This window comes from Polaromonas sp. P1_F4, assembly GCF_056405675.1.
This window is the reverse complement of sequence record NZ_JBFUBP010000011.1, coordinates 109203-135953: the sequence shown is the minus strand read 5'-3', so window position 1 is coordinate 135953 and position 26751 is coordinate 109203. Positions and strand designations below refer to the sequence as shown.

The 26751-nt window shown below is 63.0% G+C and carries 26 protein-coding genes and 1 riboswitch; of the genes, 16 read left to right on the top strand and 10 right to left on the bottom strand.

Going from position 1 to position 26751, the window contains the following annotated elements:
• Positions 1-13: 13 nt before the first annotated feature.
• Positions 14-2008: a cation:proton antiporter domain-containing protein gene (locus tag AC1DYQ_RS19760; RefSeq protein WP_477688216.1), complete on the bottom strand. Its 1995-nt coding sequence runs from the start codon at positions 2006-2008 to the stop codon at positions 14-16.
• Positions 2009-2124: 116 nt separating this feature from the next.
• On the opposite strand from AC1DYQ_RS19760, the gene AC1DYQ_RS19755 reads away from it, so the two are divergent.
• The 4 genes from AC1DYQ_RS19755 to AC1DYQ_RS19740 are packed head-to-tail and all read left to right on the top strand — an operon-like array spanning position 2125 to position 5303.
• A complete protein-coding gene (locus AC1DYQ_RS19755; RefSeq protein WP_477688215.1) occupies positions 2125-3117 on the top strand; it encodes a KpsF/GutQ family sugar-phosphate isomerase in 993 nt (330 codons plus the stop codon).
• A 38-nt stretch (positions 3118-3155) separates the two neighbouring features.
• Positions 3156-3752 carry a KdsC family phosphatase gene (locus AC1DYQ_RS19750; RefSeq protein ID WP_457281902.1) on the top strand — a complete coding sequence of 199 codons (597 nt, stop codon included), beginning with the start codon at positions 3156-3158 and terminating at the stop codon, positions 3750-3752.
• 5 nt (positions 3753-3757) lie between these two features.
• Positions 3758-4495: an LPS export ABC transporter periplasmic protein LptC gene (gene lptC / locus AC1DYQ_RS19745; RefSeq protein ID WP_477688227.1), complete on the top strand. Its 738-nt coding sequence runs from the start codon at positions 3758-3760 to the stop codon at positions 4493-4495.
• A 31-nt stretch (positions 4496-4526) separates the two neighbouring features.
• Entirely contained in the window at positions 4527-5303 is a 777-nt protein-coding gene (locus AC1DYQ_RS19740; RefSeq protein ID WP_477688214.1) for an SDR family oxidoreductase, read from the top strand.
• A 151-nt stretch (positions 5304-5454) separates the two neighbouring features.
• Here the strand turns inward: AC1DYQ_RS19740 and AC1DYQ_RS19735 are convergent, their stop codons facing one another.
• The 4 genes from AC1DYQ_RS19735 to AC1DYQ_RS19720 form a co-directional block, all read right to left on the bottom strand.
• Positions 5455-5925 (bottom strand): RNA recognition motif domain-containing protein, encoded by a 471-nt coding sequence (locus AC1DYQ_RS19735; protein WP_477651325.1) that lies wholly within the window; start codon positions 5923-5925, stop codon positions 5455-5457.
• A gap of 639 nt (positions 5926-6564) precedes the next feature.
• Entirely contained in the window at positions 6565-6804 is a 240-nt protein-coding gene (locus AC1DYQ_RS19730) for an anti-sigma factor family protein (protein WP_477688213.1), read from the bottom strand.
• A gap of 29 nt (positions 6805-6833) precedes the next feature.
• The gene (locus AC1DYQ_RS19725) at positions 6834-7400 is read right to left on the bottom strand and encodes a sigma-70 family RNA polymerase sigma factor (RefSeq protein ID WP_457281906.1); all 567 of its coding nucleotides are present in this window, start codon (positions 7398-7400) and stop codon (positions 6834-6836) included.
• 177 nt (positions 7401-7577) lie between these two features.
• A complete protein-coding gene (locus tag AC1DYQ_RS19720) occupies positions 7578-8780 on the bottom strand; it encodes an ammonium transporter (protein WP_477688212.1) in 1203 nt (400 codons plus the stop codon).
• Between the two features lie 158 nt (positions 8781-8938).
• A riboswitch (yybP-ykoY riboswitch) is annotated at positions 8939-9125 on the top strand.
• Between the two features lie 5 nt (positions 9126-9130).
• Here AC1DYQ_RS19720 and AC1DYQ_RS19715 point away from each other — a divergent pair.
• From AC1DYQ_RS19715 to otnI, 10 genes are all read left to right on the top strand, one after another.
• On the top strand, positions 9131-9691 hold the full coding sequence (locus AC1DYQ_RS19715; protein WP_477688211.1) for a TMEM165/GDT1 family protein: 561 nt from the start codon (positions 9131-9133) through the stop codon (positions 9689-9691).
• Positions 9692-9940: 249 nt separating this feature from the next.
• Positions 9941-11101, top strand: coding sequence for a homoserine O-succinyltransferase MetX (gene metX, locus AC1DYQ_RS19710; RefSeq protein ID WP_457281914.1), 1161 nt, complete (start codon positions 9941-9943; stop codon positions 11099-11101).
• The gene (metW, locus tag AC1DYQ_RS19705; protein WP_477688210.1) at positions 11098-11706 is read left to right on the top strand and encodes a methionine biosynthesis protein MetW; all 609 of its coding nucleotides are present in this window, start codon (positions 11098-11100) and stop codon (positions 11704-11706) included. The genes metX and metW overlap by 4 nt, the downstream gene beginning before the upstream one ends.
• A gap of 310 nt (positions 11707-12016) precedes the next feature.
• Positions 12017-12961 (top strand): chromate resistance protein ChrB domain-containing protein, encoded by a 945-nt coding sequence (locus tag AC1DYQ_RS19700; RefSeq protein ID WP_477688209.1) that lies wholly within the window; start codon positions 12017-12019, stop codon positions 12959-12961.
• The gene (chrA, locus tag AC1DYQ_RS19695; protein WP_477688208.1) at positions 12958-14307 is read left to right on the top strand and encodes a chromate efflux transporter; all 1350 of its coding nucleotides are present in this window, start codon (positions 12958-12960) and stop codon (positions 14305-14307) included. The genes AC1DYQ_RS19700 and chrA overlap by 4 nt, the downstream gene beginning before the upstream one ends.
• Before the next feature lie 10 nt (positions 14308-14317).
• On the top strand, positions 14318-15226 hold the full coding sequence (locus AC1DYQ_RS19690) for a Fe-Mn family superoxide dismutase (protein ID WP_477688207.1): 909 nt from the start codon (positions 14318-14320) through the stop codon (positions 15224-15226).
• A gap of 10 nt (positions 15227-15236) precedes the next feature.
• On the top strand, positions 15237-16163 hold the full coding sequence (locus tag AC1DYQ_RS19685) for an amidohydrolase family protein (protein ID WP_477688206.1): 927 nt from the start codon (positions 15237-15239) through the stop codon (positions 16161-16163).
• A gap of 18 nt (positions 16164-16181) precedes the next feature.
• A complete protein-coding gene (locus AC1DYQ_RS19680) occupies positions 16182-17219 on the top strand; it encodes a Cj0069 family protein (protein ID WP_477688205.1) in 1038 nt (345 codons plus the stop codon).
• A gap of 113 nt (positions 17220-17332) precedes the next feature.
• Positions 17333-19210, top strand: a complete 1878-nt coding sequence (locus AC1DYQ_RS19675) for a SulP family inorganic anion transporter (protein WP_477688204.1) — start codon at positions 17333-17335, stop codon at positions 19208-19210.
• A gap of 5 nt (positions 19211-19215) precedes the next feature.
• Positions 19216-20049: a 2-oxo-tetronate isomerase gene (otnI, locus tag AC1DYQ_RS19670; protein ID WP_477688203.1), complete on the top strand. Its 834-nt coding sequence runs from the start codon at positions 19216-19218 to the stop codon at positions 20047-20049.
• 15 nt (positions 20050-20064) lie between these two features.
• On the opposite strand, the gene alkB is transcribed toward otnI, so the two are convergent.
• From alkB to AC1DYQ_RS19650, 4 genes are all read right to left on the bottom strand, one after another.
• Positions 20065-20718 (bottom strand): DNA oxidative demethylase AlkB, encoded by a 654-nt coding sequence (alkB, locus tag AC1DYQ_RS19665; protein WP_477688202.1) that lies wholly within the window; start codon positions 20716-20718, stop codon positions 20065-20067.
• 10 nt (positions 20719-20728) lie between these two features.
• Positions 20729-21472, bottom strand: coding sequence for a 2OG-Fe(II) oxygenase (locus AC1DYQ_RS19660; RefSeq protein ID WP_477688201.1), 744 nt, complete (start codon positions 21470-21472; stop codon positions 20729-20731).
• Between the two features lie 100 nt (positions 21473-21572).
• Positions 21573-21986 carry a Cu(I)-responsive transcriptional regulator gene (gene cueR / locus AC1DYQ_RS19655; RefSeq protein WP_457281922.1) on the bottom strand — a complete coding sequence of 138 codons (414 nt, stop codon included), beginning with the start codon at positions 21984-21986 and terminating at the stop codon, positions 21573-21575.
• On the bottom strand, positions 21979-24420 hold the full coding sequence (locus AC1DYQ_RS19650) for a heavy metal translocating P-type ATPase (RefSeq protein WP_477688200.1): 2442 nt from the start codon (positions 24418-24420) through the stop codon (positions 21979-21981). The genes cueR and AC1DYQ_RS19650 overlap by 8 nt, the downstream gene beginning before the upstream one ends.
• Before the next feature lie 155 nt (positions 24421-24575).
• Between AC1DYQ_RS19650 and AC1DYQ_RS19645 the strand changes: the two genes are divergently transcribed.
• On the top strand, positions 24576-24764 hold the full coding sequence (locus AC1DYQ_RS19645; protein WP_477688199.1) for a heavy-metal-associated domain-containing protein: 189 nt from the start codon (positions 24576-24578) through the stop codon (positions 24762-24764).
• A 74-nt stretch (positions 24765-24838) separates the two neighbouring features.
• Positions 24839-25693 carry an archaetidylserine decarboxylase gene (gene asd, locus AC1DYQ_RS19640; RefSeq protein WP_477688198.1) on the top strand — a complete coding sequence of 285 codons (855 nt, stop codon included), beginning with the start codon at positions 24839-24841 and terminating at the stop codon, positions 25691-25693.
• Here asd and AC1DYQ_RS19635 read toward each other — a convergent pair.
• Positions 25690-26556 carry a DUF72 domain-containing protein gene (locus tag AC1DYQ_RS19635; protein WP_477688197.1) on the bottom strand — a complete coding sequence of 289 codons (867 nt, stop codon included), beginning with the start codon at positions 26554-26556 and terminating at the stop codon, positions 25690-25692. The genes asd and AC1DYQ_RS19635 overlap by 4 nt on opposite strands.
• Between the last annotated feature and the right edge of the window lie 195 nt (positions 26557-26751).

Here is a 26751-nt window from a genome sequence, read left to right as displayed (position 1 = left end):
GGCGGCCCGCTGCTCAGTTGATACGGCCGCGCAGGAGCTTCTCTTCGGCCATGGCCAATGCCTCGGGCTTGCCTGACAGCACCAGCGTGTCCCCGCCCTCCAGCAATGTTTCGTCATGCGCGGCCACTGCCTTGCCATTGCTGCGGCGCAGGCTGACCACACGCACGCCGCCGGCGCCCAGTGCCACCGCACCCAGAGGCTTTCCGGCAGACCTCGTGACCAGCGGCAATGTGACGTTGGACAGGCGCTCCTGCTCAAGCTCGTTGACGGTGTCGTCGTCGGCGCCGCGAAAGTAGCCTCGCAGCAGGTTGTACCGGGCGTCACGTTGATCCTGCACGACGCGGATCACGCGGCGCATGGGCACGCCCACCAGCGCCAGCGCATGGCTGGCCAGCATCAGGCTGCCTTCGATGGCCTCTGGTACGACCTCTGTAGCGCCGGCTGCCTGGAGTTTTTCCAGGTCGTGGTCGTCTACCGTCCGCACAATCACCGGCACTGTCGGCGCGTGGGCGCGCGTGTTGGCCAGCACCTTGAGGGCGCTGGCTGTATCGAGATAAGTTACCACCACGGCGCTGGCCCGGGCCAGCCCGGCTGCCATCAGGGCCTGGAGCCGCACCGCATCGCCGAACACCACCGAATCGCCTGCGGCTGCGGCCTGCCGTACCCGGTCAGGGTCGAGGTCAAGCGCCATGTACTGGATGCCTTCGCGCTCCAGCATGTGACCCAGGTTCTGGCCGCAGCGGCCATAGCCGCAGATGATCACGTGTTTGTTGGCATTGATGGACTTGCGTGCAATGGTGGTCATTTGCAGCGATTGCTGCAGCCACTCGCTGGAAACCAGCTTCATCACAATGCGGTTGCTGTACATGATGATGAAAGGCGTTGCCAGCATGGACAGCACCATGCTGGCCAAAATGGGGTTTAACAGTGCGGGGGGCACCAGGTTGCTCTGCTGGGCCAGCGTGAGCAGCACAAAGCCGAATTCGCCCGCCTGGGCAAGGTACAGGCCGGTGCGCAGCGATACGCCGGCTGTTGCACCCAACGAGCGCGCCAGCGCGGTAACCAGCACCAGCTTGAAGAGAACAGGCAACGTCGTCAGCAACAGCACCAGCGGCCATCGTTCCAGCACCAGCCGCCAGTCCAGCAGCATGCCGATGCTGATAAAGAAAAGACCCAGCAAAACATCGTGGAAGGGCCGTATGTCGGTTTCGACCTGGTGCTTGTATTCCGTCTCGGAGATCAGCATGCCGGCAATAAAGGCGCCCAGCGCCAGGCTCAGCCCGGCGCGCTCGGTCAGCCAGGCCAGCGCCAGCGTGACCAGCAGCAGGTTGAGCACGAACAGTTCTTCGCTCTTGCGCCGTGCCACGATGGTGAGCCACCAGCGCATGATGCGTTGCCCGCCGGTGAGCAGCAGCCCCACCAGCACGGCCGCCTTCAGCCCCGCGATCGCCAGCGCCGCCAGGAGCGCATCGGCGGGCGCCCCCAGTGCGGGAATCAGCACCAGCAACGGTACAACGGCCAAGTCCTGGAACAACAGCACGCCCATGACGCGCTTGCCGTGTTCGGATTCGAGTTCAAGTCGCTCCGACAGCAGCTTGACCACAATGGCGGTGCTGCTCATGGCGATGGCACCGGACAGCGCCAGCGCGGTCTGCCAGCCCATCTTCCAGAGACCGGGGGCCATGCTGGCAAGGAACAGCGAACCCACCGTGGCCAGCACGATGGTCAGCGTGACCTGCAGCAGGCCCAGGCCAAAGACGTGACGCCGCATGGAGCGCAGCTTGGGCAGGTTGAACTCAAGCCCGATCACGAACATCAGAAACACCACGCCGAACTCGCCCAAATGCCGGACGCCGTCGGAATTTTGCGCCAGCGCCAGCGCGTTGGGCCCGATGACCACGCCGACCGCCAGGTAACCCAGCATGGGCGGCAGCTTGAGCGAACGGCATGCCACCACACCCAGCACAGCAGCCAGCAGGTACAGCAGGGTCAGTTCAAGCGCGCTCATGCGTTGATGGTAGCCGAGGATATTGCATGGCCTTGACGATTTGCAGGCGGCAAAGGCCCATTCGCGCGGGGGTTGGCCGGCGGGATGGGGCCTGCCCGCCTCTATAGAATGCAGCCATGAGCCTTGACGCCGTGAATTTTGATGCCGAACAGGTGCTGAGCCTAGCCAGGAAGACTTTTGAAATAGAAGCCGCCGCTGTGCTGGGCCTGGCGGGACGGCTGGGCGACGAGTTTGCCCAAGCCGTGGAGCTGATGCTGCAGTGCCGCGGCCGCGTGGTTGTCATGGGCATGGGAAAAAGCGGCCATATAGGCCGCAAGATTGCCGCCACACTCGCCTCCACCGGAACACCTGCCATGTTTGTGCATCCGGCTGAAGCCAGCCACGGCGACCTGGGCATGATCAAGGCCATCGACGTAGTACTCGCAATTTCCAACAGCGGCGAGAGCGCTGAGTTGACGATGATCCTGCCGGTGTTGAGTCGCCAGGGCGTACCGATGGTGGCAATTACCGGGGGCGCACAGTCCACGCTTGCCCGGCAAGCACGGGTGACGCTCGACAGCAGCGTGGCGCAGGAAGCCTGTCCGCTCAACCTGGCGCCGACTGCCAGCACGACCGCGCAGCTCGCCCTGGGTGACGCGCTGGCCGTCGCCCTGCTGGATGCGCGCGGTTTCAAGGAAGAAGACTTTGCGCGCTCCCACCCGGGCGGTGCGCTCGGCCGGAAGCTGCTGACGCATGTCAGTGACGTGATGCGCAGCGGCGATGCGGTGCCGCAAGTGCTGGTTGACACCAGTTTCACCGATCTCATGCGTGAAATGAGCGCCAAGGGACTTGGGGCTTCTGCGGTGGTGGACGGCAGCCGGCGAGTACTCGGTATATTCACCGACGGCGATTTACGCCGGCTGGTCGAAAAAGGCGTGGACCTGCGCAGCAGCAAGGCGGGCGACGTGATGCGCGCCCATCCGCGCACGATACAGCCGGATTCGCTGGCTGTCGAGGCTGTGGCATTGATGGAGCAGTACCGCATCACCAGCGTGCTGGTTGTGGACGACGCAGGGGTGTTATGCGGGGCGCTGAATACCAACGACCTGATGCGCGCAAAAGTGATATGACACTCGCACCCCTTATCTGGCTTGCGGTGAAACGATAGATGCTTACTCCAACACTGAGCTTTCCGCCTGAACTGCTGCTGCGCGCGCAAGGCATCAAGGTGGCATTTTTTGACGTCGACGGTGTACTCACGGACGGTGGCCTGTATTTTTCCGAATACCCCGACGGCCATGAACTGGCTGTGGCGTCCGGTGGTTATCGCGCTTCGGGCGAGATCGTCAAACGGTTCAACACGCTGGACGGCCATGGCCTCAAGCTGCTCCAGAGGGCCGGCATTACTCCCGCCGTCATCACCGGGCGCGATAGCCATGTGCTGCGCGCACGTCTGCAGGCGCTCGGCATCACCCATGCCCATTTCGGTACGGAGGACAAACGCCCTGCCGCCGAGCTCACACTGCAGGCCCTGGGGCTGGACTGGAGCGCTGCCGCAGCCATGGGTGACGACTGGCCCGACCTGCCTGTGCTGTCCCGTGTGGCCTTGAGCTGCGCGCCGATCAACGCGCACGCGGAGGTTCGCGCGATGGTCCACCACGTGACGCAAGCGCCTGGCGGCCATGGCGCCGCACGCGAGTTCTGTGATGTGCTGCTGGTTGCCAGCGGACGTTATGCCGGGCTGCTTCAGGAGTACAGCCAGTGAGCACCATGGTGAAGAGCGGCGGCACCCTGCTGCCCCTGAAAAACGTGTGGCGACGCTTTCTGCGCGTCTGGGACAGCATGGCCATTTACATGCCGCTGGTGATGATGGGGGTGCTGGCGCTGGGTACCTACTGGCTTGTGCGCAACACCCCGATCTTCAGCACGCCGGAAGTGGCCAAGGAGGCGAGCCACGACGTGGACTATTTCATGCGCAAGTTCACCGTCAAGACGTTTGACGAAGGGGGCCAGCTCAAGAGCGAAATTTATGGGACAGAGGCCCGGCATTTCGCCGACACCGACATCCTGGAAATTGACCAGGTGCGCATCCGCAGCATTAATGTGGAAAAGCGCATCACGACGGCTACCGCCAACCGGGCCTACACCAACGGTGATGGATCGGAAGTGCAGCTAACGGGCAACGCGGTGGTGGTCAGGGAGGCGAGCCAGGATGCGAACGGGAAGGAAACGCCGCGCATGGAGTTTCGCGGAGAGTTTCTTCATGCCTTCCTGAATGATGAGCGCGTGAAGTCGCACAAGCCGGTGCTGCTGATTCGCGGCACCGACCAGTTCACCGGTGACACCTTTGCCTACGACAACCTCGACCAGGTGGCTGACCTCAAAGGACGTGTCCGCGGCATTCTCGTTCCGCGTTCCGCGGCCAGCGCTGCAGGTGCTGGTACCTTGCCCATTCTCACGCCTGCACCACCCGTCAATCCGGCAAGCAACGCACCGGCGACCCGCTAGCGCGACACTCTCTAATCAACGACTGCCCACCATGTCCAGACTCGTATTCATCACCGGTGCTTCCAGCGGTATCGGGCAGGCATTGGCACTGCGTTTTTATTCTGCGGGCTATCGGCTGGCGCTGGCTGCCCGCAGAACCGCCGAGGTGCAGGCCTGGGCGGAGACCCATGCCATCAGTGCGAGCCGCTACCAGGTCTACGGCGCAGACGTATCCGACATCGACAGCATTGTGTCCGCCGGCGAGGCTTGCATCGCCGCGCAGGGCGTGCCCGATGTGGTGATTGCCAATGCCGGCATCAGCATTGGCATGGACTCTGCCGTGCGTGCAGACCTTGAGGTCATGGCCCGGACTTTTGCGACCAACAATATCGGTGTCGCGGCCACCTTTCACCCGTTCATCGCCGGCATGGTTTCGCGAGGCACTGGAACACTGGTTGGTATTGGCAGCGTGGCCGGCATACGGGGCCTTCCTGGCCATGGCGCCTACTGCGCGAGCAAGGCTGCAGTCATCAACTATTGTGAAAGCCTGCGCGGGGAGCTGCGCCCCAGTGGAGTGAAGGTGGTGACGATTTGCCCAGGCTACATCGACACGCCGCTGACCCGCGAAAACCGCTACGCCATGCCGTTTCTGATGAAGGCCGAGGTATTTGCCGAAAAAGCGTTTGCCACCATCCAGGCGGGATGCAGCTACCGGGTGATCCCCTGGCAAATGGGCGTGGTGGCCAAACTGTTGCGCCTGCTGCCTAATGCGGTGTTCGACAAGGCTTTGTCTGGCCGCGCACGCAAGCACCGCCAGGGCGAGAGCTGAGAGCCGGACGCTTTTGCGCGCTGCGCTATCAAAACAGGAGCTGCTCGCGCCCGTAAGTTGGGCGCTGCAAAGCAAAAAGGCTTCAAAACCGAAGTCTTGAAGCCTTTTAAGCGCTCTTCAACCGGAGGCTGAAGAGGGGGTTCTGCAGGGCTTAGTAGCCGCCGCGTCCACCGCCGCCGCCACCACCGGAACGGCCACCGCCGCTACCGCCGCCGCCGTAGGGGCTGCGGAAACCGCCGTCGCTACCGCCGCCGCCGGAACGACCACCGCCGCCACCGCCGTAGCCACCACCGCCGGAACGATCGCCGCCGCCACCACCACCGTAGCCGCCACCACCACCGCCGCCGAAGCCGCCGCTACGTGGAGGACGTGCCTCCATGGGACGTGCTTCGTTCACGACAACGCTACGGCCGCCCAGAGGCTGGCCGTTCATGCCGTTGATAGCTGCCTGGGCTTCTGCATCGCTGCCCATTTCGACAAAGCCAAAGCCTTTGGAGCGACCGGTGTCGCGTTCCATCATGACTTTAGCGCTGGTGACAGCGCCAAATTGGCCAAAAGATTGTTGCAGGTCTTCGTCGCGGACCGAGTACGGCAGGTTGCCGACGTAAAGTTTGTTGCCCATGAAGGGACTCCTCTAAAACACAAAAACAAAAGCGATGGGGTCCCGAAAGCACAACAAATCTTGATACGTACCGCTGTAGCGCGCGAAACTGACCGATCACCTAACGTGTGCGAATAGTGACACTCGCACCGGCATATTATGCGTCAGTTATCAAAAAGACAACCAGCCGGCGTTACCGCCTGGGCCTCGCAAGCCCGCATAAACAGGGGCTTCCCGGGTTTGTTTACGATTTTTGTATCGACCTGCCGGCTGACTTGAAGGCCGCGGAGGGTAGCCCAAAGCACTTCTATTGAAGATGGCGCAACAAAAAGCCCGCGATGGGGTTTTCGCACCAGCTACGCGGGTGGTTAACAATAAAGCGCTATTAGTGGCCCGAATTTACGGCCCTGCTTAATAAGTTAGCGCCTACTGTTTATGGGTTTACCAATGAATGGAGGCTACCGGCGCGAAGAAATCAGAGTCGTAAGTTCTCTCCGGACAGCCCTGATGCTGGAAGCGAGGATGTGTCCGTTAAAAGCCATAAGCAGGACAGTTGACGCGCGCGCGGAAGGAAAATAGTTACAAAAAATTGCAATGATTCAATCCGAATCCATATTTATTCGATGAGATGGCGACCGCCTTCGCCCGTTCGGCGGCGCGTTATTTGGGACGAATATCGGGCGGCAATTCGGTGGAGCCAGCCTCGGCAAGATCCGAATAGTTGCGCCACTGCTTCATCGCGGCGCGCATGGTCAGAATCTGGTTCTCAAACTTCGGGCAGGCATCGCAGGCCAGAAGATGCAGCTTGAGCGCAATGTGGTCGGGCAAACGGAGTGCGCGGTCTTCCCGCGCGATCAGCAATGCCGCAGCCTCGCGGCAGGTGCGTCTTAACAGGGTCATGTTGGGTTTCACGTTAAGGGCCGGCCGTATCAGGTGCTGAGTTTGCCAAACCAGTGGATATTCAGACACTCCTGCAGGCGCAGGCGGGCCCGATGCAACTGGACATACAGGTTGGTCGGTGTCAGCGAGAGTTCCTTACAGACTTCCTGCGAGGAAAGCTCCAGCCACTCACGCATCAGGAACAGCCGCCCCAGTGCAGGTGGCAGGCGTTCCATGCATGCGTCCAGTACCTGGAAGAACTGAACCTGCTGCAGGGTCTGGTCCGGATTGCCCCAGTCGTTGGGCGGCTCGGTGAAATGCCCGTCAGCCTGGAAAGAGAGCCGGTCGAGCTCGTCACCCTCTTCGTCGCCGCGGGCGTCCGGCACGGCCACCATGCGCGCATTGCTGCGGATCAGGTCAATGACCTTGTGCTTGAGAATGCCGACAAGCCACGTCTTGAGCTGGGAGCGGTTGCCGAAAGACTGCGGCTTGGACAAAGCCGCCAGCAACGTTTCCGACACGGCGTCCTCGGCCCATTCATCATTGCGCAGCTGCAGGCGCGCAAAACGAAGGAGATAGACGCGGTGTTCAACCAGCTGCTCTTCAAAAGTAGGCATGGCGAAAGTCTAGCGGCAGGTGCGGCGCTTGTGCGCCGGAACGCGACGAAATTTATGCCCAAGGCGCCAGAAGCCCATGGCCCCAGGCGCGATTTTTAAAAGAAACGGGCCCAAGCCCAATAAGGATGGGCGCAAGCAGCTATCAAACAAGTAGCAGAAGCGCCGCCTGCGTCGCCGCTACCAGTTGACTTCCCGGTCAGGTGTGGCGCCAATGCGGTGGACAGACAAATCCGCGCCCTCAAATTCTTCTTCCTGGCTCAGCCTGAGGCCCATCGCGGACTTGAGGACACCATAGACAGCAAAGCCCGCCAGCAGCGCCCAGGCCACGCCCATGGCGCTGCCCAGCAACTGGGCACCAAAGCTCACACCACCCAGCCCGCCCAGGGCCCGGTTGCCGAAGATGCCGGCAGCGATGCCGCCCCACAGGCCGCACAGGCCATGCAGTGGCCAGACGCCCAGTACGTCGTCAATCTTCCATTTGTTCTGCGTCAGCGTGAACATCACGACGAACACGCCGCCGGCGACGCCGCCCGTCACCAGCGCGCCCAGCGGATGCATCAGGTCTGAGCCTGCGCATACCGCCACCAAACCGGCGAGCGGCCCGTTGTGCACAAACCCCGGGTCATTCTTGCCAAACACCAGTGCGGCAAGTGTGCCGCCGACCATGGCCATCAGGGAGTTGACGGCGACCAGGCCGGAAATTTTGTCGATGGTCTGTGCGCTCATCACGTTAAAGCCGAACCAGCCCACAGTGAGGATCCAGGCCCCCAGGGCCAGAAAAGGAATGTTCGAGGGTGGATGGGCCGACACTGCGCCATCCTTGCGGTAGCGGTTGCTGCGCGCGCCCAGCAAAATCACCGCCGGCAAGGCCAACCAGCCGCCCACGGCGTGAACCACGATGGAGCCCGCGAAATCATGAAACTCCGCACCGGTCAGCGATTTGATCCAGGCCTGCACGCCGAAGTGCTGGTTCCAGACGATGCCCTCGAAGAAGGGATAGACGAAACCGACGATGACGGCGGTCGCGATGAGCTGCGGATAAAAGCGCGCCCTCTCGGCGATGCCGCCCGAAATAATCGCCGGAATGGCTGCCGCAAAGGTCAGCAAGAAAAAGAACTTGACCAGTTCATAACCGTTTTTGGCCGCCAGCTGCTCTGCGCCGACAAAGAAATGGGTGCTGTAGGCCACGCCATAGCCCACCATGAAATACACCACGGTGGACACCGAGAAGTCCACCAGAATCTTGACCAGGGCGTTGACCTGGTTCTTTTTGCGAACCGTGCCCAGTTCCAGAAAGGCAAAACCGGCGTGCATGGCGAGCACCATGATGCCGCCCAGCAGGATGAACAAGGCATCCGAGCCCTGTTTTAGTGCTTCCATAAGTCCCTCCTCAGATGAAATTGCTGTTTATTGGTGCGATTTCAGAGAAATTTCCATAATCGCACCAAATACAAGCAAGAAATGCGCCTCAAGTGTGCAGACGAACAGCTGCGCGCACCATTTCAGCTTGAAGGGCCTGGACGCCCGCCGATATAATGAAAGCTGTCATTGGGGAGTAGCCAGTCTTTCAATCCTGAAAGGGGCTTGCGTCAACAGACTTGTCCTTAGAACCTGTTCTTCTGGACATGGCGCAAGCGGTCTTCGGATCACGCGAGACCTTTGACTGCACAGCCTCCGCTTCAGGCCGGGGATGCCGTGCAGTCATGGGTTTTCGGCCGGAGTCTCTTTGAATGGAAGCTTTCCTCGTCTCCACGAGCATCGTCGCCCTCGCCGAAATGGGCGACAAGACGCAACTCCTCGCGCTTATCCTCGCCGCCCGCTTCAAGAAGCCCTGGCCCATCGTTGCCGGCATCCTGGTCGCAACCTTGGTCAACCACGCCCTTGCCGGTGCCGCCGGTGCCTGGGTCACCACGCTGATCGGCCCGCAAATGCTGCGCTGGATTCTGGGTGCTTCGTTTCTGGTCATGGCGGCGTGGATGCTGGTGCCCGACAAGCTCGATGCGGCTGAAGACGAAAAGCCGCCACGCTACGGCGTGTTCTTCACCACCGTGCTGGTCTTCTTCCTGGCGGAAATGGGCGACAAGACACAGATCGCCACCGTGATGCTGGCCGCGCGCTACGACGCCATCGTCAGCGTAGTGGCGGGCACCACGCTGGGCATGATGCTGGCCAATGCGCCTGTCGTCTGGCTCGGCGAGCGCGTCACGCGCCTCGTGCCGCTGCGCGCCGTGCATATCGTTTCGGCGGTCATCTTTGCCGGCTTGGGGTTGGCTGCACTGCTACTGGCATAGAACTGGCGCGATCGCCGAAGTGGGCTCTTCAACCCAGCATGAGCCGCGGAACTGGCTTTGCCAGGCCGCAGGCGGGCGGCCCCCTCGGGGGGCAGGGAGTGACACGAAGTGCGCGACCGTGGGGGTATACTTCTTTTAGCGCCGATTTGCTCAGCTTGCGGGCGCTTAAAAAGTACAGCTAAAGACGACATCCAGAAACCCGGACTCGCTTTAGCGATGCCGGGTTTTTTGTTTTCTGCAGGTGATTTTTTGACTCTTATTGCCACCCCGCTCAGCATGCATTTCGTCGAGGCGCTGCCGCTGCAGAGCGGTGCGTCAATACGCGCCTACGACCTGAGCTATGAAACCTACGGCGAACTCAACGCCGACAAATCCAACGCCGTGCTGATCTGCCACGCGCTCAATGCCTCGCACCATGTGGCGGGTGTGTACCTCGATGCGCAGGGCCAGCCGATAGCCAAATCCGAAGGCTGGTGGGACACCATGATCGGCCCCGGCAAGCCGGTCGACACTGACCGCTTCTTCGTCATTGGCGTCAACAATTTAGGCTCCTGCTTCGGCTCCACCGGCCCCATGCAGCCCAACCCCGACACGCAGGAGCTTTACGGCGCCGACTTTCCCGTCGTCACGGTGCAGGACTGGGTGAGCGCACAGGCCCGCCTGCTGGACCGCCTGGGGATCCAGACGCTGGCTGCCGTGATGGGCGGCAGCTTGGGTGGCATGCAGGCGCTGGCCTGGACGCTGCAATACCCCGACCGCGTGCGCCACGCCGTGGTGGTGGCCAGCGCGCCCAACCTCACGGCCGAGAACATTGCCTTCAATGAGGTCGCCCGCCGCGCCATCGTGACCGACCCTGACTTTCACGGCGGCCACTTTTACCGCCATGGCGTGCTGCCCAAACGCGGCTTGCGCATCGCCCGCATGATCGGCCACATCACCTATCTGAGTGACGATGTGATGAACGAGAAGTTTGGCCGTCAGTTACGGCAGGCGGTAGCCGAGACGGTGAATGCCGACGCCCCCTACAAATACACGACGCAGGACATCGAGTTTGAAATCGAAAGCTACCTGCGCTACCAGGGCGACAAATTCAGCGAGTACTTTGACGCCAACACCTATTTGCTGATTACCCGCGCGCTCGACTACTTCGACCCAGCCCGGGTGTATGGCGGCAACCTCACCCAGGCGCTGGCCCATGTGACAGCCAGGTTCCTGCTCGTGAGCTTCACCACCGACTGGCGCTTTTCACCCGCGCGCAGCCGTGAAATCGTCAAGGCCCTGCTCGACAACCAGCGCGACGTGAGCTATGCCGAGATCGACGCGCCGCACGGCCACGATGCGTTTCTGCTGGAGGACGACCGCTATCTCGGTGTGGTGCGTTCCTACTTCCAGAGCAAGGTGGCCGTATGAACCTGCCCGTCGAACTCAATGTGCAGCCCTCGGCTGATTTGCTGTCCATCGCGCGGCTGGTGCCGCACGGTTCCCGCGTGCTTGACCTGGGCTGCGGCACCGGCGAGTTGCTGGACTACCTGATCCGCGAACGCGGATGCTCCGGCTACGGCGTCGAGATCAACGACGCCAACGTGCAGGCCTGCGTGGCGCGCGGTGTCAACGTGATCCAGCTCAACCTGGAAGCAGGCCTGGCGCTGTTTGGCGACCGCTCGTTTGACGTGGTGCTGCAGATCGACACGCTGCAACACCTGCACAACGCCGAAACCATGCTGCGTGAAACCGCGCGCGTGGGCCGCGCCGGCATCGTCGTGTTTCCCAACTTCGGCCACTGGCCCAACCGCCTGGCTGTTGCGCGCGGCCGCATGCCGGTAACGAAGGTGTTGCCTTACCAGTGGTATGACACGCCCAACATCCGTGTCGGCACGCTGCAGGATTTTGAAGCGCTTGCGCTGCAAAACCAGTTGCAGATCCTGGATTCCTTCGGCTTGCAGGATGGCCGCGAAGTCCGCTTTTGGCCGAATGCCCGCGCCAGCCGGGCGGTTTTCAAGTTCCAGCGTGAGTAGCGCTGGCGCTGGAGTGCCTGGATTAAGTCTTCCTCCTTGCGCCATAGCCACGCGCCCATCCATTGGGCGAATTTGATGGGTTCTTGGTTCACTGGAGACACGGTAACTAAACGACCGGCGGCTTCGGCCAAAAGCAGACGTGACCCGCTATTCCGAATGGGACGGCCGCAAATTCTGAGATAGCGTGCCGGCGCCTATAAGTAGTGCTTGGGCATGTTGCAACGCGTTCGAAAACTGCCAACAGGGCATTTTCAGCACAAATCCGACAAATTCTCTTGTAGCATTTATCTCTTTATGAGATATTTGCTACATGACCGATTGGCTAATTCTTACTGCGACGCTGCCGACCACGCCAAGTGGTCTGCGGGTCCGTGTGTGGCGCGCGCTTAAGACCACGGGTGCGGGGACGCTTCGAGAAGGGGTCTATGTTCTTCCGGCCACCGCGCCCTCCGCCGTTGCGCTCCGGGAGCTCGCCAAGACGATTGTCGACGCTGGCGCTGATGCCTACTTGCTCGAATTGCGCGCGCGCGATGACGCTCAGGAACAGGCATTCCGCGCCCTGTTCGACCGCTCCGAGCACTATGCAGAACTCGTGCAGGCGGTGAAGGACGCCCGCAAGGGCATAGTGGCGGCCGGCGAGGCGGAACTCCACAAGACACTGCGCAGCCTCGAGCAGCAATTGCAGCAGATTCAGGCGAACGATTTCTTCCCGGGCAAAGAGAGCGCGCGGTGTGTCGACGCTGTCTCCGCTCTGCGGCGTGAGATTGAACTGCACCTCTCGCCGGACGAGCCGTCGCCTACCAGGGCCGTTGTCCCCGCGCTTTCCATCAAGGACTACCAGGGGCGCACCTGGGCCACCCGCAAGCGCCCCTGGGTAGACCGCCTGGCCACGGCCTGGCTGGTCCGTCGCTTCATCGACAAGTCCCCGAACTTCATCTGGCTGGCGGATCCGCAGAAGTGCCCTAAACAGGCTCTCGGCTACGACTTCGATGGAGCGGCTTTCACGCACGTGGGTGAACTGGTGACCTTCGAGGTCGTCGCCAAAAGTTTCGGCCTTGACGAGAAGCCCGCCCTGGCGCGGCTCGGGCAACTCGTGCATTACATCGACGTCGGGGGCGTTCCGCTCGACGAAGCGCCGGGCATCGAAATGATCGTTCGTGGCTTGCAAGCGCAGCACGCGGACGACAACCAGCTGCTTGAGGCGGCTTTCGCTTTTTTTGACACCCTGCATGCCGCTCTGAAGGCCGCCAAATGACCACTGATACCGTCGACCAGACAGCGCCTCAACCCATTACCCGCGGGGAAGCGTTCTCCTTCTGGCTGAAGCTTGGCTTCATCAGCTTCGGCGGGCCTGCAGGGCAGATTGCCATCATGCACGAGGAGCTCGTGGAGCGCCGGCGCTGGATCTCCGAGAACCGCTTCCTGCACGCCCTGAACTACTGCATGCTGCTGCCCGGCCCAGAGGCGCAGCAGCTTGCGACCTACATCGGATGGTTGATGCACCGGACGTGGGGCGGCATTGTCGCCGGTGGGCTGTTCGTCCTGCCGTCGCTGTTCCTCCTGGTTGCACTGTCCTGGGTCTACATGGCTTTCGGCCATGTCCCGGCCATCGCGGGCCTGTTCTATGGCATCAAGCCCGCAGTCACCGCACTGGTCGTTCATGCCGCGTACCGGGTTGGCTCCCGCGCCCTCAAAAACGGCTGGTTATGGGGCATCGCGGCCGCGGCGTTTATCTCCATCTTTGCATTCAACATCCCGTTCCCGTTGATCGTGCTCGCGGCGGGCACCATCGGCTACTTCGGCGGGAAGTACGCACCCGACAAGTTCAAGACCGGCGGTCACGGCGCGTCCGCCAAGCAGTTCGGCCCGGCCCTCATCGATGACCACACGCCTACACCCGCCCATGCGCTCTTCACCTGGAAGCGCGTCAGGCAAGTGCTGGTCGTCTTCCTGGGCCTGTGGGCGGCCGTCATTGCGGCACTTGCCGCTGCGTATGGGTGGGACGCGGTGCTCACACAAATGGCGTGGTTCTTCACCAAGGCTGCGCTGCTGACCTTTGGCGGCGCCTATGCGGTCCTGCCCTACGTCTACCAAGGCGCAGTGGACCACTACCAATGGCTCACCGGTCCTCAGATGATTGACGGCCTGGCGCTCGGCGAGACCACACCCGGGCCGCTGATCATGGTCGTCGCGTTTGTCGCGTTCGTCGGTGGCTGGACCAAGGCTATTTTCGGCCCCGAGTCGTTGTTCCTGGCCGGTGCTGCCGCGGCGACGGTGGTCACCTTCTTCACCTTTCTGCCGTCGTTCTTCTTCATCCTGCTCGGGGGGCCATTCATCGAGTCCACGCACGGCAACCTGAAGTTCACCGCGCCGCTGACCGGCATCACAGCCGCCGTGGTGGGCGTGATCTTGAATCTCGCTGTGTTCTTTGCCTACCACGTGCTCTGGCCGCAAGGCCTCTCGGGCCGCTTCGAGTGGGCTTCATTCGTCATCGGAGTAGCTGCCGCCGTGGCGCTGTTTCGCTTCAAAGTTAGTGTCATTCCCGTCGTGTTGGTCTCCGGCGTCGTCGGGCTGGCGCTGCGGCTCAGCAACATTATTTAAAGGTGCACCCATGGACGCTCGAATTCACGACCTCTCCTTCGATCCTGCCGGCATGAACGGCCTTTCGGAGAAATTGCTGCGCAGCCACCACCAGAACAACTACAGCGGTGCCGTCAAGCGACTCAATGCAATCCGTGCCCGGTTGCGAGAGATGTCTTTCCCAACTGCGGCCGGCTTCGACCTGAATGGCCTCAAGCGGGAAGAACTCATCGCCACGAATTCGATGCTGCTGCACGAGCTGTACTTCGACTGCCTGGGTGCCACCGGCGAGCCGCTGACACCCGCGGCGGTGCTTGCGCTGCAATCGAACTTCGGCAGCGTTGAACGATGGCGCGAGGAGTTCGTCGCCATGGGCAAGGCCCTGGCCGGCGGATCCGGCTGGGTGCTGCTGGTATTCCAGCCGCGCGAGGGAACCCTTGTGAACCAGTGGGCCGCGGACCACACGCACGCGGTGGCGGGTGGCATCCCCATCCTGGCGCTCGACATGTACGAGCACGCCTACCACCTGGATTTCGGCGCGGCCGCCGGCCAGTATGTCGATGCCTTCATGGAGAACATCAACTGGACGCGCGTGTACGAGCGCTACCAGGCCGCGGTGGAGGCTTCAAGCGAGCCGTTCGCCGCCACTGCGGACGATCTCGCCGGTGCCCATGTTCTGGATGTCCGGCGGGCAGGGGTCTTCGACCAGGCGGACTCGCTCATTCCCGGTGCGCAGTGGCGAGACCCGGCCCAGGTGAACGCCTGGTCGGCGCAGCTGCCCAACGACAAGCCCGTGATGGTCTATTGCGTTTACGGGCACGAGGTCGGACGATCCACCACCATGCGCCTGCGTGCAGCAGGGGTCGATGCCAGGTTCCTGAGCGGCGGTATTGACGGCTGGAAAGCCGCGGGCCGGCCGCTCGCGGCAAAGCAAACCTGAGGCGTGATCCATGGACGTGATCGACTTTCACTGCCACTTCGCCGGAGCGGGCATTCCGGTCGATGCGTCCAGAGGCAGTCCACCAGCCCAGAAGGAATTCTGGGACGGCGTAAGCAGGCGGCTGACGCAAGAGGCGGCATTGCTTGCGTCGCTGCAGACGGCAGGCGTGACGAGCCGTGTCATCAGCACGTCCCTCGAGTTCGTCTTGGCCCCAGGTGAGGAAGCCAACCTCGACACCGTTCGCCGAGTCAACGACTCGATCGCAGAGGTCACGCACCGCCACAGCGGTGTGTTGCATGGGCTTGCCACCGTGGACGCCTACCGTGGCGAGGAGTCGGCCCGCGAGCTGACGCGAGCGATCAGGGAACTGGGCCTGAAGGGTGTATTCATCGAGAGTGCGAAGGGCGATCTGTTGCCCGACGCACCGGAGGCCCGGCCGACCTTTCTTGCTGCGTCGGAGCTCGGCGTTCCCGTGTTCTTGCACCCGGTGCCGGATGTTGCCCTGCGCCAGAAGTTCAGACGCACGGGGAAGTTCAGCGAGCGGCTTTCCCGCAGCGCAATCAACAGCGCCGCCCTGCTTGCCATGGTGCACGCTGGCATGTTCGAAGAAATGCCCAATCTGAATGTGGTCGTGACGGCGCTCGCGCTCGGCGGCTTGATGGTTGGCGAGTGCCTGGCAGATGGAGCGCGGATCGGAAAACACGCGTCACCGCGCCGCAACGTCTACATTGACACGACGGGCATGCACCCGGTGATGCTACGCGCAGCCATCGACCTCGTCGGAGCGGACCATGTCGTCACTGGCACAGATTGGCCGGTCGTGACTGAAACGGATCTGCCGGCCCGGCTCGCCAGCCTGTTTGATCAGTGTGGCCTTGGCGAAGCCGACCGGGAGTTGATCGCCAGCGCGAATGCGCGGCGCTTGTTGCATGTGTGAGCCGTCAAGGAGCTGATCATGACCAGACCCTCCGTCGCATTGCTCTATCCAGGTGATCGCCCCATGCGGGATCGCGCAGATCCGGCTGAAAGCCGTTTTGCTGCCCTGTTCGAGGCGTTTGCAGCCGCCGGAGTGACCGCCGTCCCGGCTGTGTACAACGATGCCTTCGCTGAGGAAGTGGAAGCGCAGTTGCGCGACTGCCGCCTGGTGCTCGCTTGGTGCAACCCTATCGAGGGTGGACGAAGGCGGGACCTCCTGGATACCATGTTGCGTCGGGTTGCCGAAGCGGGGGTGGTGGTCAGCGCGCACCCGGAGACCATCCTGAAGCTGGGAACCAAGGACGTCCTTTTCCACACGCGCGATCTCCCGTTCGGTAGTGACGTTTGCCGAATCGAAAGCCTCAAGCAACTTGAGGAGGAATTGCCGGAGCGGCTCCGCGGGGGGCCGCGAGTGCTCAAGCAATACCGGGGCCACAGCGGCATCGGTATTTGGCGCGTGGAACTGGTTGACCCCATGGCCGCACCTGGGCGTGTGCGCGTGCGCCACGCCCAGCGTGGCAGCGACGAGGAGTTAATGGAATTTCCGGCGCTCTTGGCAAGGCTGGCTCCGTACTTCGAGCCGGCGAATGGTGGGCACATGATCGACCAGGCATGGCAACCACGGTTGGTGGAAGGTATGGTTCGGGCCTATTTGGTGGAGGACCGGGTCGAGGGGTTCGGACACCAGTCGGTGAATGCGCTCTACCCCGCCGCGCCCGGCCAGCCAACGCCGCAATCCGGCCCGAGGCTGTACTACGCCGCGGACCTGCCGCAATTCCGGTACCTGAAGGAACGACTGGAGACCGAGTGGGTCGAGTTGCTTCGTGCACGCGTCGGCCTCTCGCGCGAGCGGCTTCCCTTCTTGTGGGACTGCGATTTCATGTTCGGCGAGCCTCTCGTCGATGCCTCTGAGCACTATGTGCTTTGCGAGATTAACGTCAGCAGCGTAGCGCCGTTCCCGGACTCCGCAATCCAGCCACTGGTTTTGGCTGTGCAACGTCGTCTAGAGCAGATTTGATCGCTTGCCGGCGCTTGTCGGCGCTTGCCGGTTTGCTGTTGCGTTTGTCGGACCTGACCTGATCGCGGCGCTGGATGACCGGGGGCTGGGCGCGGTATGCTCAGGCCCTCGTGATGGAACCCTCAGCCCCCAGCGAATCCCGGTCATCGACCCCTCTCCTGGAACGCCTTTTTGGCGACTGGGTGCGCGAGGTGTCGCCTGCTACTGTGCGGGCCGATGCGATGGCGGGTCTCTTGGGCGCGGTGCTGGTGCTGCCACAAGGCATTGCCTTCGCAACGCTGGCCGGCCTGCCGCCGGCCTACGGCCTTTACACCGCCGTGATTCCCTGCATCATCGCCGCGCTTTTCGGTTCCAGCCGGCATGTCATGTCGGGGCCCACCAACGCCAACTCGCTGGCGCTGTTCGCCATGCTCTCGCCGCTGGCCATGGCCTTTAGCCCGCTCTACATTCAGCTGGCGCTGGCCGTCACCGTGATGGTGGGCGTCATGCAGTGGCTGATTGGCGCGTTGCGCCTCGGTGTGCTGGCCAACTTCATTTCACCGGCGGTGCTGTTTGGTTTTACTTCGGGCGCGGCGCTGCTGATCGCCGTGCATGCGTTGCCCGACCTGCTGGGCCTGGCGGCCGCGCCTGAACACAGCGCGGCGGCGGTTCTGGGACATGTTCTCACCCAAATCACCTCCGCCCAGCCCATGGCGCTGGGTGTTGCGGCCATCACCCTGGGTGTCGCGCTGCTGCTGCGCCACCTGCGCCGCAACTGGCCGTACATGTTGATTGGATTGGTGGTGGCCACTGCGCTGGCCTGGGTGTGGAGCAGCCTTCTTCATCCCGGTGCCGCACCCTCCGCCTCGTTGCGTACTGTGGGCCAGATCCCCGTACCCTGGCCGAGGTTCGAAGTGCCGCGCATCAGCTGGGCGCAGGCCGCCGACCTCATCGGCCTGGCGTTTGCGTTGACCATCGTCGCGCTGGGCCAGGCGATCTCGATCGCCAAGACGGTGGCGTTGCGCTCGGGCCAACGCATAGACGCCAACCGCGAGTTTCGCGGCCAGGGTCTGTCCAACATCGTCGGCGGGTTTTTCTCAAGCTACGTTTCCTGCGGCTCGATGAACCGCTCCATGCCCAACCTGGAGGCCGGTGCGCGCACGCCGCTGGCCTCGGTATTTTCCGCTCTGCTGCTGTTGGCCCTGGTGGCGGTAAGCGCGTCGTTGCTTGCCCAGATACCCATGGCCGCGCTGGCAGCACTGCTGGTGTTGGTGGCGTTCGCGCTGCTGGACTTCGCGCGCTGGCGCCAGCTGTTCACCTTGAGCCGCAGCGACTTTGGCGTGGCGATGGCCACCATGGTGGCCACCGTCACCATACGGCTGGAGATCGCGATCTTGCTGGGCATGATTTTGTCGCTGATGTCCTTCCTCTACCGTACGTCGAAGCCTGCGATGCGCACCATGGGCTTTGACGGCCGTGGTCTGGACCGGCAGTTTGTCGTGGTTGACAACAGCGTTGATGCAGGGGTCGACGTCGTTTCTCCACAGAAGGCAGATGCGTCAACGGAAGCAACGCCCCGGACCTTGCCGGAATGTCCACAACTTAAATTGCTGCGCATGGAGGGTGAGGTCTACTTTGGCGCGACACAGCACGTCGCCGACATCCTGCACGCGCTGCGCACCCAGCCTCAGCCGCAAAAACACCTGCTTGTCATGGGCAAGAGCATGAACTTCATTGACCTGGCTGGGGCCGAGCTCTGGGAGGCTGAACTCGCCGCACGCCGCGCCATGGGCGGCGATCTGTACTTTCACCGGCCGCGGCCCGAGGTGATCCGCATGTGGCGCAAGACCGGCTTTACCAGCGTGCTCGGGCCAGAGCACCAGTTCCCCGACAAGTTCACCGCCATCGCCACCATCTTCAACAAGCTGGATCCGGAGATTTGCCGCCACTGCACCGCGCGGATATTCTGGGAATGCCAGTCCGCGCCTGGCCCCGACACACCTAGCCCCTGAAACCCATGCCCCAATTTGCCGCCAACCTCAGCTGGATGTACACCGAGCTACCCATGGCCGAACGCTTTGCCGCCGCTGCGCGTGACGGCTTCACGGCTGTGGAGATCCTCTCGCCGTATGCATGGGAACCAGCGGCGCTCAAAGCCATCCTGCAGCAGCACGGCCAGCAGCTGGTACTGTTCAACGCCCCGCCGGGTGGTGTGGATGTGGCCAGCATTGAGAAGGCCTGGGCTTCCTCGCAAAAAGGCACGGCCTGTCTGCCGGGCCATGAAGCAGAGTTCCATGCCGGTATCGCGATTGCGCTGGACTACGCACAGGCGCTGGGCTGCCCGTGTATCCATGTGATGGCTGGCATGCTGCCCGCCGGGGTGGAGCGCGAAGCGGTGCAACCGACCTATGTGAACAACCTGCGCGAGGCGGCCGCGCTGGCGGCCAAGGTGGGTGTGGACCTGTTGATCGAGCCCATCAACACCCGCGACATTCCGCGCTTCTTTTTGAACCGGCAAGACCATGCGCATGAAATCGTCCGCGAAGTCGGTGCGTCCAATGTCAAGGTGCAGATGGATCTTTACCACTGCCAGATCGTTGAAGGTGACCTGGCCATGAAACTGCGCAAATACCTGCCCACGGGCCGCGTCGGCCATCTGCAGATTGCTGGCGCGCCCGGCCGCAATGAGCCGGATGTCGGCGAGATCAACTACCCCTATCTGTTCGCGCTGCTCGATGAGCTCTGCTACAGCGGTTGGGTAGGGTGTGAATACAAACCGCTGCGCGGCGCAGAAGCCGGCGCTACGCCGGCCGGGCTGGGCTGGTTGAAAAAATTTCGCGAACGCGCCTGAGCGCGTTCGCGGTATTCAGCGCGCGCAACGAAACGTCAAATTGATGCGCTGCCTGCCCAGGCGCGCGTGTTCGCCCTCTGCCAGCGGCGCCACGCCGTGATAAGCCAGCCGTGACGGGCCGCCCCACACCGCGACGTCGCCATGCACCAGGCGGTATCGCGCGGGGCGACCGCTGCGGTTCAAGCCGCCGAACAGGAACACCGCCGGCAAGCCCAGCGACACCGACACAATCGGTGCGTCCATGTTGCCTTCGTCTTTGTCCTGGTGCAGCGACAGCCGCGCGCCGGGTTCATAGCGATTGATCAGGCCGGCGTCCGGGCGGAAGTGGTCAAAGCCCGCTTCCGCTGCGGCGCGCAGAGCGAGTTCGGAGAAGCTGCCTGGCATCGTAGGCCAGGGCTTGCCAGAGAGCGGATCTTTGGTGTCGTAGCGGTAACCGCTGCGGTCGGACACCCAACCCAGCGCGCCGCAATTGCTCATCGCGACCGACATGGTGTAGCCGCCCGGCGTGACCAGGTGGCGCAGCGGCGCGGCCGCGGTGACGTCTTGCACAGCTTGCAGCAATACTTCGTCCACCTCGCAGGCAAAGCCGCGCAGCAGCATGGCGCCCGGTGCAATCACCTCGGGCGCGGTGTATGGCGTCCGCACCTCATCGAAAAGCCCCAAGGTCAAGCCATCTCCTTCATTGAGCGTCATGAAAAATAATGCCCAGCGTGTGCCGGTGCCCAGTGCGCACCGTGCTGACGCCGTGCCGCATGTTGACCCGGTAAAAGCCGCGGCTGCCCTGCACCGGCCGGTGATGCACGGCAAATACCACGGCATCGCCCTGCCGCAGCGGCACCACCTCGGGCCGCGACTGCATGCGCGGGCGCTGCTCCGTCAGCACAAACTCGCCGCCCGTGAAATCTTCGCCCGGGCGCGACAGCAGCACGGCGACCTGGATCGGGAACACGTGTTCGCCATACAGGTCCTGGTGCAGGCAGTTGTAGTCCTCGGGGCCATATTGCAAGAGCAGCGGTGTGGGCCGCTGCTGCCCTGCCGCGTGGCAGCGCGCGAGGAAATCGGCATGGGCCGGCGGATAGCGCACGCCAATCCCCATGGCCTGGTTCCAGGCATTGGCTACGCCGACCAACTGCGGGTAAAGCATGGTGCGCAGCCGCGCCACGATGTCCGGCAGCGGGTAATTGAAGTACTGATATTCGCCCTGGCCAAAGCCGTGGCGCTGCATCACCACGCGACTGCGGAAATGGCATGCATCGGCATACAGCCCGGCCACGGTTTCGCATTCCTGCGCGCTCAGCAGCTGTGGCAGCACAGCGCTGCCGTGGCGGTTCAGTGTGGCTGTGATGTGCGCCCAGTCATCCGGGCCAGCGCCGGCTTCAGTTGGGTCGGGCAACAGGATAGGTGCTTCAGAAACAAGTGGCATGCTGCAATTCGTCAGGGCGATGGAGCGTCCATCAACAGCTCAGGATAAATCCGACGGCTCGCTGACGCTCGCCAGAACCGGACATTTCATTCAGCCGCGATTAAGCCGCCAACTCGGTCAGGATAGGGCAGTCGGGCCGGCTGTTGCCTTGGCAACAATGCGCCAGGTGCCCCAGGGTCTGCTTCATCGCCTCCATCTCCGCGATGCGGCGCTCCAGATCGGCCACATGGGCCAGTGCGATGCGTTTGACGTCCGCGCTGGCGCGGCGCTTGTTCTGCCACAGCTTGAGCAGTTCGGTGATCTCGGCCATGCTGAAACCCAAGGTGCGGGCGCGGCGTATGAAGCGCAGCGTATGCACTTCTTTTTCGCCGTATTGGCGGTAGCCCGCGTCGGTGCGGTGTACCGTGGGCAGCAGGCCCAGCGACTCGTAGTGGCGAATCATCTTGGCCGACACGCCCGAGTGCGCAGCGGCCTGGCCGATGTTGAGCGGGCCTGTATCAATGGTGTCAGTCATGGGTGCTTCCTTTCCAGCGGCGCAACAGCAAGGCGTTCATCACCACGCTGGCGCTGCTCAGCGCCATGGCGGCGCCGGCGATGACGGGGCTGAGCAGCCCCAGTGCAGCCAGCGGGATGCCGACCACGTTGTAGATAAAGGCCCAGAACAGGTTCTGGCGGATCTTGGCGTAGGTGCGGCGCGAAATATCGATGGCGTCCGCCACCAGAGCCGGGTTGCCGCGCATCAGCGTAATGCCGGCTGCGTGCATGGCCACGTCGGTACCAGTGGACATCGCGATGCCCACATCGGCCGCGGCGAGGGCCGGCGCATCGTTGATGCCGTCGCCCACCATGGCCACACGCCCGCCTTGCGCTTGCACGCCAGCCTTGAGCTGGCCGATGATGGCGGCTTTGTCTTGCGGCAACACCTGGCTATGTACAAGGTCTATTCCGAGTTGCTGCGCCGCGGCTTCGGCGCTGCCGGGGTTGTCGCCGGTCACCAAAGCAGTTTGAATGCCCAATGCGTGGAGGCGGGCAATCGCCGGCGCCGCGCTGCTTTTGAGCGTGTCGCCAAACGCCATCAGCCCGAGAAGCCGCGGTGTTCCGGTGACTTCGGCCAGCCATGACACCGTGCGGCCTTCGGCTTCGAGTTCTTTTGCGCGAGCGTTCAGTGCGGCGAGGTTGTTCAAGTCCAGACCCAGCTCCTGCATGAAGCGCGGGCTTCCGAGCCGCAGTTCACGGCCTGCCACCACGGCGGCCATGCCGCGGCCGGCGACGGCGCGCAACTCCGTCGCTGCGGGAGTCTCAAGCTGCTGCTCCGCCGCGCGCCGTGTGACCGCGCGGGCGAGCGGGTGCTCGCTGCCCGACTGGATGGCGGCCGACCAGGCCAGCAACTCATCGGCAGCGATGGCGCTGGGCTCCAGCGCCACCAGTTCGGGCTTGCCCTCGGTCAGCGTGCCGGTTTTGTCAAAAGCCACCACCTTGACGCTGTGCGCCACTTCCAGCGCTTCTGCGTCCTTGATCAGGATGCCCTGGCGTGCGGCGGCGCCCGTGCCCACCATGATGGCGGTAGGCGTGGCCAGACCGAGCGCGCAGGGGCAGGCAATCACCATTACGGCGACGGCATTGAGGATGGCCGCCTCCCAATCTTGCGTCGCCAGTCCCCAGCCCAACAGCGTCACCAAAGCAATGACTATGACCACCGGCACAAACACGGCGCTGACCTGATCCACCAACCGCTGTATCGGTGCTTTTTTGGCTTGGGCCGATTCGACCATGCGCACGATGCGGGCCAGCGTGGACTCCGCGCCTATGGCCGTGGTGCGTACCACGATCAGGCCTTCGGCATTGACCGCGCCGCCAGTCACGTGGTCGCCCGCATGCTTGGCAACAGGCAGGCTCTCGCCGGTGATCAGCGACTCGTCCACCTGCGTGGAACCCTCGACGATCTCGCCGTCCACCGCAATCCGTTCGCCAGGGCGCACAACCACCAGGTCGCCGAGCTGTATGTCTTGCAAGGCTACGTCTTCGTCCCTTCCATCGCGCCGACGGCGCGCAGTGTCGGGGCGCAGCGCCTGCAGCGCGCGGATGGCGGCGGTCGTTTGGTGTTTGGCGCGCGCTTCCATCCATTTGCCCAACAACACCAATGTGATGACGACTGCCGAGGCTTCAAAATACAGGTGCGCCATGCCATGGCCGCCATGCCGCAGCAATTGATAGACGCTCAGGCCGTAGGCAGCTGAGGTGCCCAACGCGACCAGCAAATCCATATTGCCGGTGCGGGCGCGCAAGGCGCTCCAGCCGGCGCGGTAAAAACGTGCGCCCAGCCAGAACTGCACCGGTGTGGCCAGCAGCCATTGCCACCAGCCGCCCAGCATCCAGTCTTTGCCGAACAGAGCACCCACCATGGGCAGCGCCAACGGTGCTGACAAGACACCGGCCAGTGCAATGGGCCACCAGGCGGCTGCGGGCTTGTCGGCAGGAGCACCACCGGCGCGGACCTCCCGCGCCTGGTAGCCGGCCCTGGTTACTGCCGATATCAATGCGGGCAGCATGGCGGCACTGCCTGCCACGCTGACTTCAGCGGTCTCGGTTGCCAAATTGACGCTGGCCGACAGCACCCCCGGCACCTGTTTGAGCGCTTTCTCGACGCGCGACACGCAGGAAGCGCAGGTCATGCCGTCTATCTGGAGTTGCAGGGACTGCTCGGCCACGCTGTAGCCGGCTTTCGCGACGGCAGCCTTCAGCGTGTCCATGCCGACGTCGCTGCGCGCCTTGAGACTGGCCTGCTCGGTCGCAAAGTTGACGCTGACGTCCTGGACGCCAGGAACACCGGCCAGCGAGCGTTCCACACGCGCCACGCAGGACGCGCAGCTCATGCCCTCGATGGGGAGTTGCCACTCGCTCAGCGCGGCCGTGGCAGCAGGTGTGTTTTGGGGGGATGTGATGTTCATGTCTGCAGTCTGAACCTTACCACCATGGGAGGGTCAAGGCCTCTCAGGCAATAGCCCTGCACGCGAACAGGGCTTGGCAGGCGCCGCTTGACCCTGCCCCCATGGGAAGGTTCAGACTCGGGCCCAGGCTGTATCAACTTTCAGGAAATACGTTTATGGAATTCACCATCCCCGCCATGAGCTGCGGCCACTGCGTCGGCGCCATCACCCAAGCCGTCAAATCGCTGGACCCAGCCGCGCAGGTCGACGTTGACCTGGCATCGAAGAAAGTCGTGGTGCAGTCTTCGCAAGATAAGCCCGCCGTGGCGGCGGCGCTGGCCGAGGCGGGTTATCCCGCACAGTAGCGCGCCGATATCCGGCGGAAAAGACGTTTCGGCGTCGATAGAATGGCCCTTCCTCCCTCCATTCAAGCCGCCTAGTGTCCGACCGATTCGCCGTCCTCCCCCAATACCTGTTTCCCAAGCAGGCGCTGACCAACTTTGCCGGTTTTGTAGCTTCGCGCGAGCGTGGCTGGGTCACCACCGAAATCATCCGCCGCTTTGTCGCCAAGTACCAGGTCAACATGGACGAGGCGCTCAATTCCGATATTGGCAGCTATCTCACCTTCAACGACTTCTTCACGCGTGCGCTCAAGCCCGGCGCGCGGCCGCTGGCCAATGCCGAGCTGATTTCGCCGGTGGACGGTGCGATCAGCCAGTTCGGTGCGATCGAGAAGGACCAGATCTTTCAGGCCAAGGGTCACAGTTATTCGACCACTGCGTTGGTGGGCGGGGATGCGGCGCTGGCGGCGCATTACCAGGACGGCCATTTCGCTACGCTCTATCTGAGCCCCCGGGACTACCACCGCATCCACATGCCTGCAGGCGGTCGGCTGACGCGCATGATTTATGTGCCGGGCGACCTGTTTTCCGTCAATCCTGTTACCGCACGCGGCGTGCCGGGGCTGTTCGCGCGCAATGAGCGCGTGGTCTGCGTTTTCGAATCGGCGCGCGGGCCCTTTGTGCTGGTGCTGGTCGGCGCGACCATCGTTGGCAGCATGGCCACGGTGTGGCATGGCGTGGTGAACCCGCCACGCGGCAAGGTGGTGCGGCAATGGGATTACCCCGACGAGCCAACCTCCGCCATCCGCCTCAAGCAGGGTGAGGAAATGGGCCGATTCCTGCTGGGCTCCACCGTCGTCATGCTGTTTCCCAAAGGGCCGTTGCAGTTCAATGCCGAGTGGGCGCCCGGCCGCGAAATACGGCTCGGCGAAGCCATGGCGGTCTATGGTTAAGCAGAGGGCGTGAAGCCCAGGCGGTTTAAAAACGCCATGGCCGCCGCCGGCGCCCTTTCCTTGGCGCCGTTGATGAAATACACAAACACGTCGCGCGGCTTGCCCTTTACGGGAGCTTCTTCCAGCGTCGGCAGGTCGGCCGGCGCGGAGCCGTCAGCCCATTGCCGCGCGCGCTCAGCCCACGCGTTCAGCGCGCTTTCCTCGTAGCCGGTCTCCAGCCCTGCTTCGCTCATCATGAGGCGGGCATAGGCGAAGTCACCCGTGAGGTCGGCGAAAGACGGAAATTTGTCAGAGTCGGTAAATACAGTGGCGACCTTGTAACGGCGCGCCAAGGCCAGGTAATCGGGCGACATAAAGCTCTCGTGGCGAACGTCGACGACATGGCGCAGCGCCCGGCCGTCCACCTGTTTGGGCAGCAGCGACAGAAACGCCTCGAAATCCCCTGCCTCAAACACCTTGCCGGGCATGAATTGCCAGACGACGGGGCCCAGCTTGTCGCCCAGCTCGCTGATGCCGCTTTCAGTGAAGCGCTGGATGGACTCGCCCGCCTCGGCAAGCACCCGGCGGTTGGTCGCGTAGCGCGAGGCCTTGAGGGAAAACATGAAGTTGTCCGGCGTCTCGTCGTGCCATTTCCTGAAGCTGGCCGGCTTGAGTGTGCCGTAGTAGGTGCCGTTGACCTCGATGGCGCTCAGCCGGCGGCTTGCGTATTCGAGTTCGCGGCTGTGCGCCAGGCCGGCCGGGAAAAAGTTGTCGCGCCAGGGCTCAAAGGTCCAGCCGCCCACGCCAGCGCGGATGCGGGAATCGGCTGCCGTGGAAGGCGTGGCGGCGGAAGATGGCGCGTGTGCGCGGCTTGCTGGTGTCATGGCGGCTCCGTGGCGTACTTGTCTGCTTTCTCGTCCAATTAGAGGGGTTATCTTTGCCCACGCCGCCTGCGAGGCGCTGTAGGTTGAGTTCTCCAATTGCGGGTCTTCCCTTGGCCGGTGGCACGGTCTGTGTCGGAAGCGTACAGTAGCAGGTGCGGCAGCAAAACGCTGTCCTAAAAAAGCCGATATTCCTGT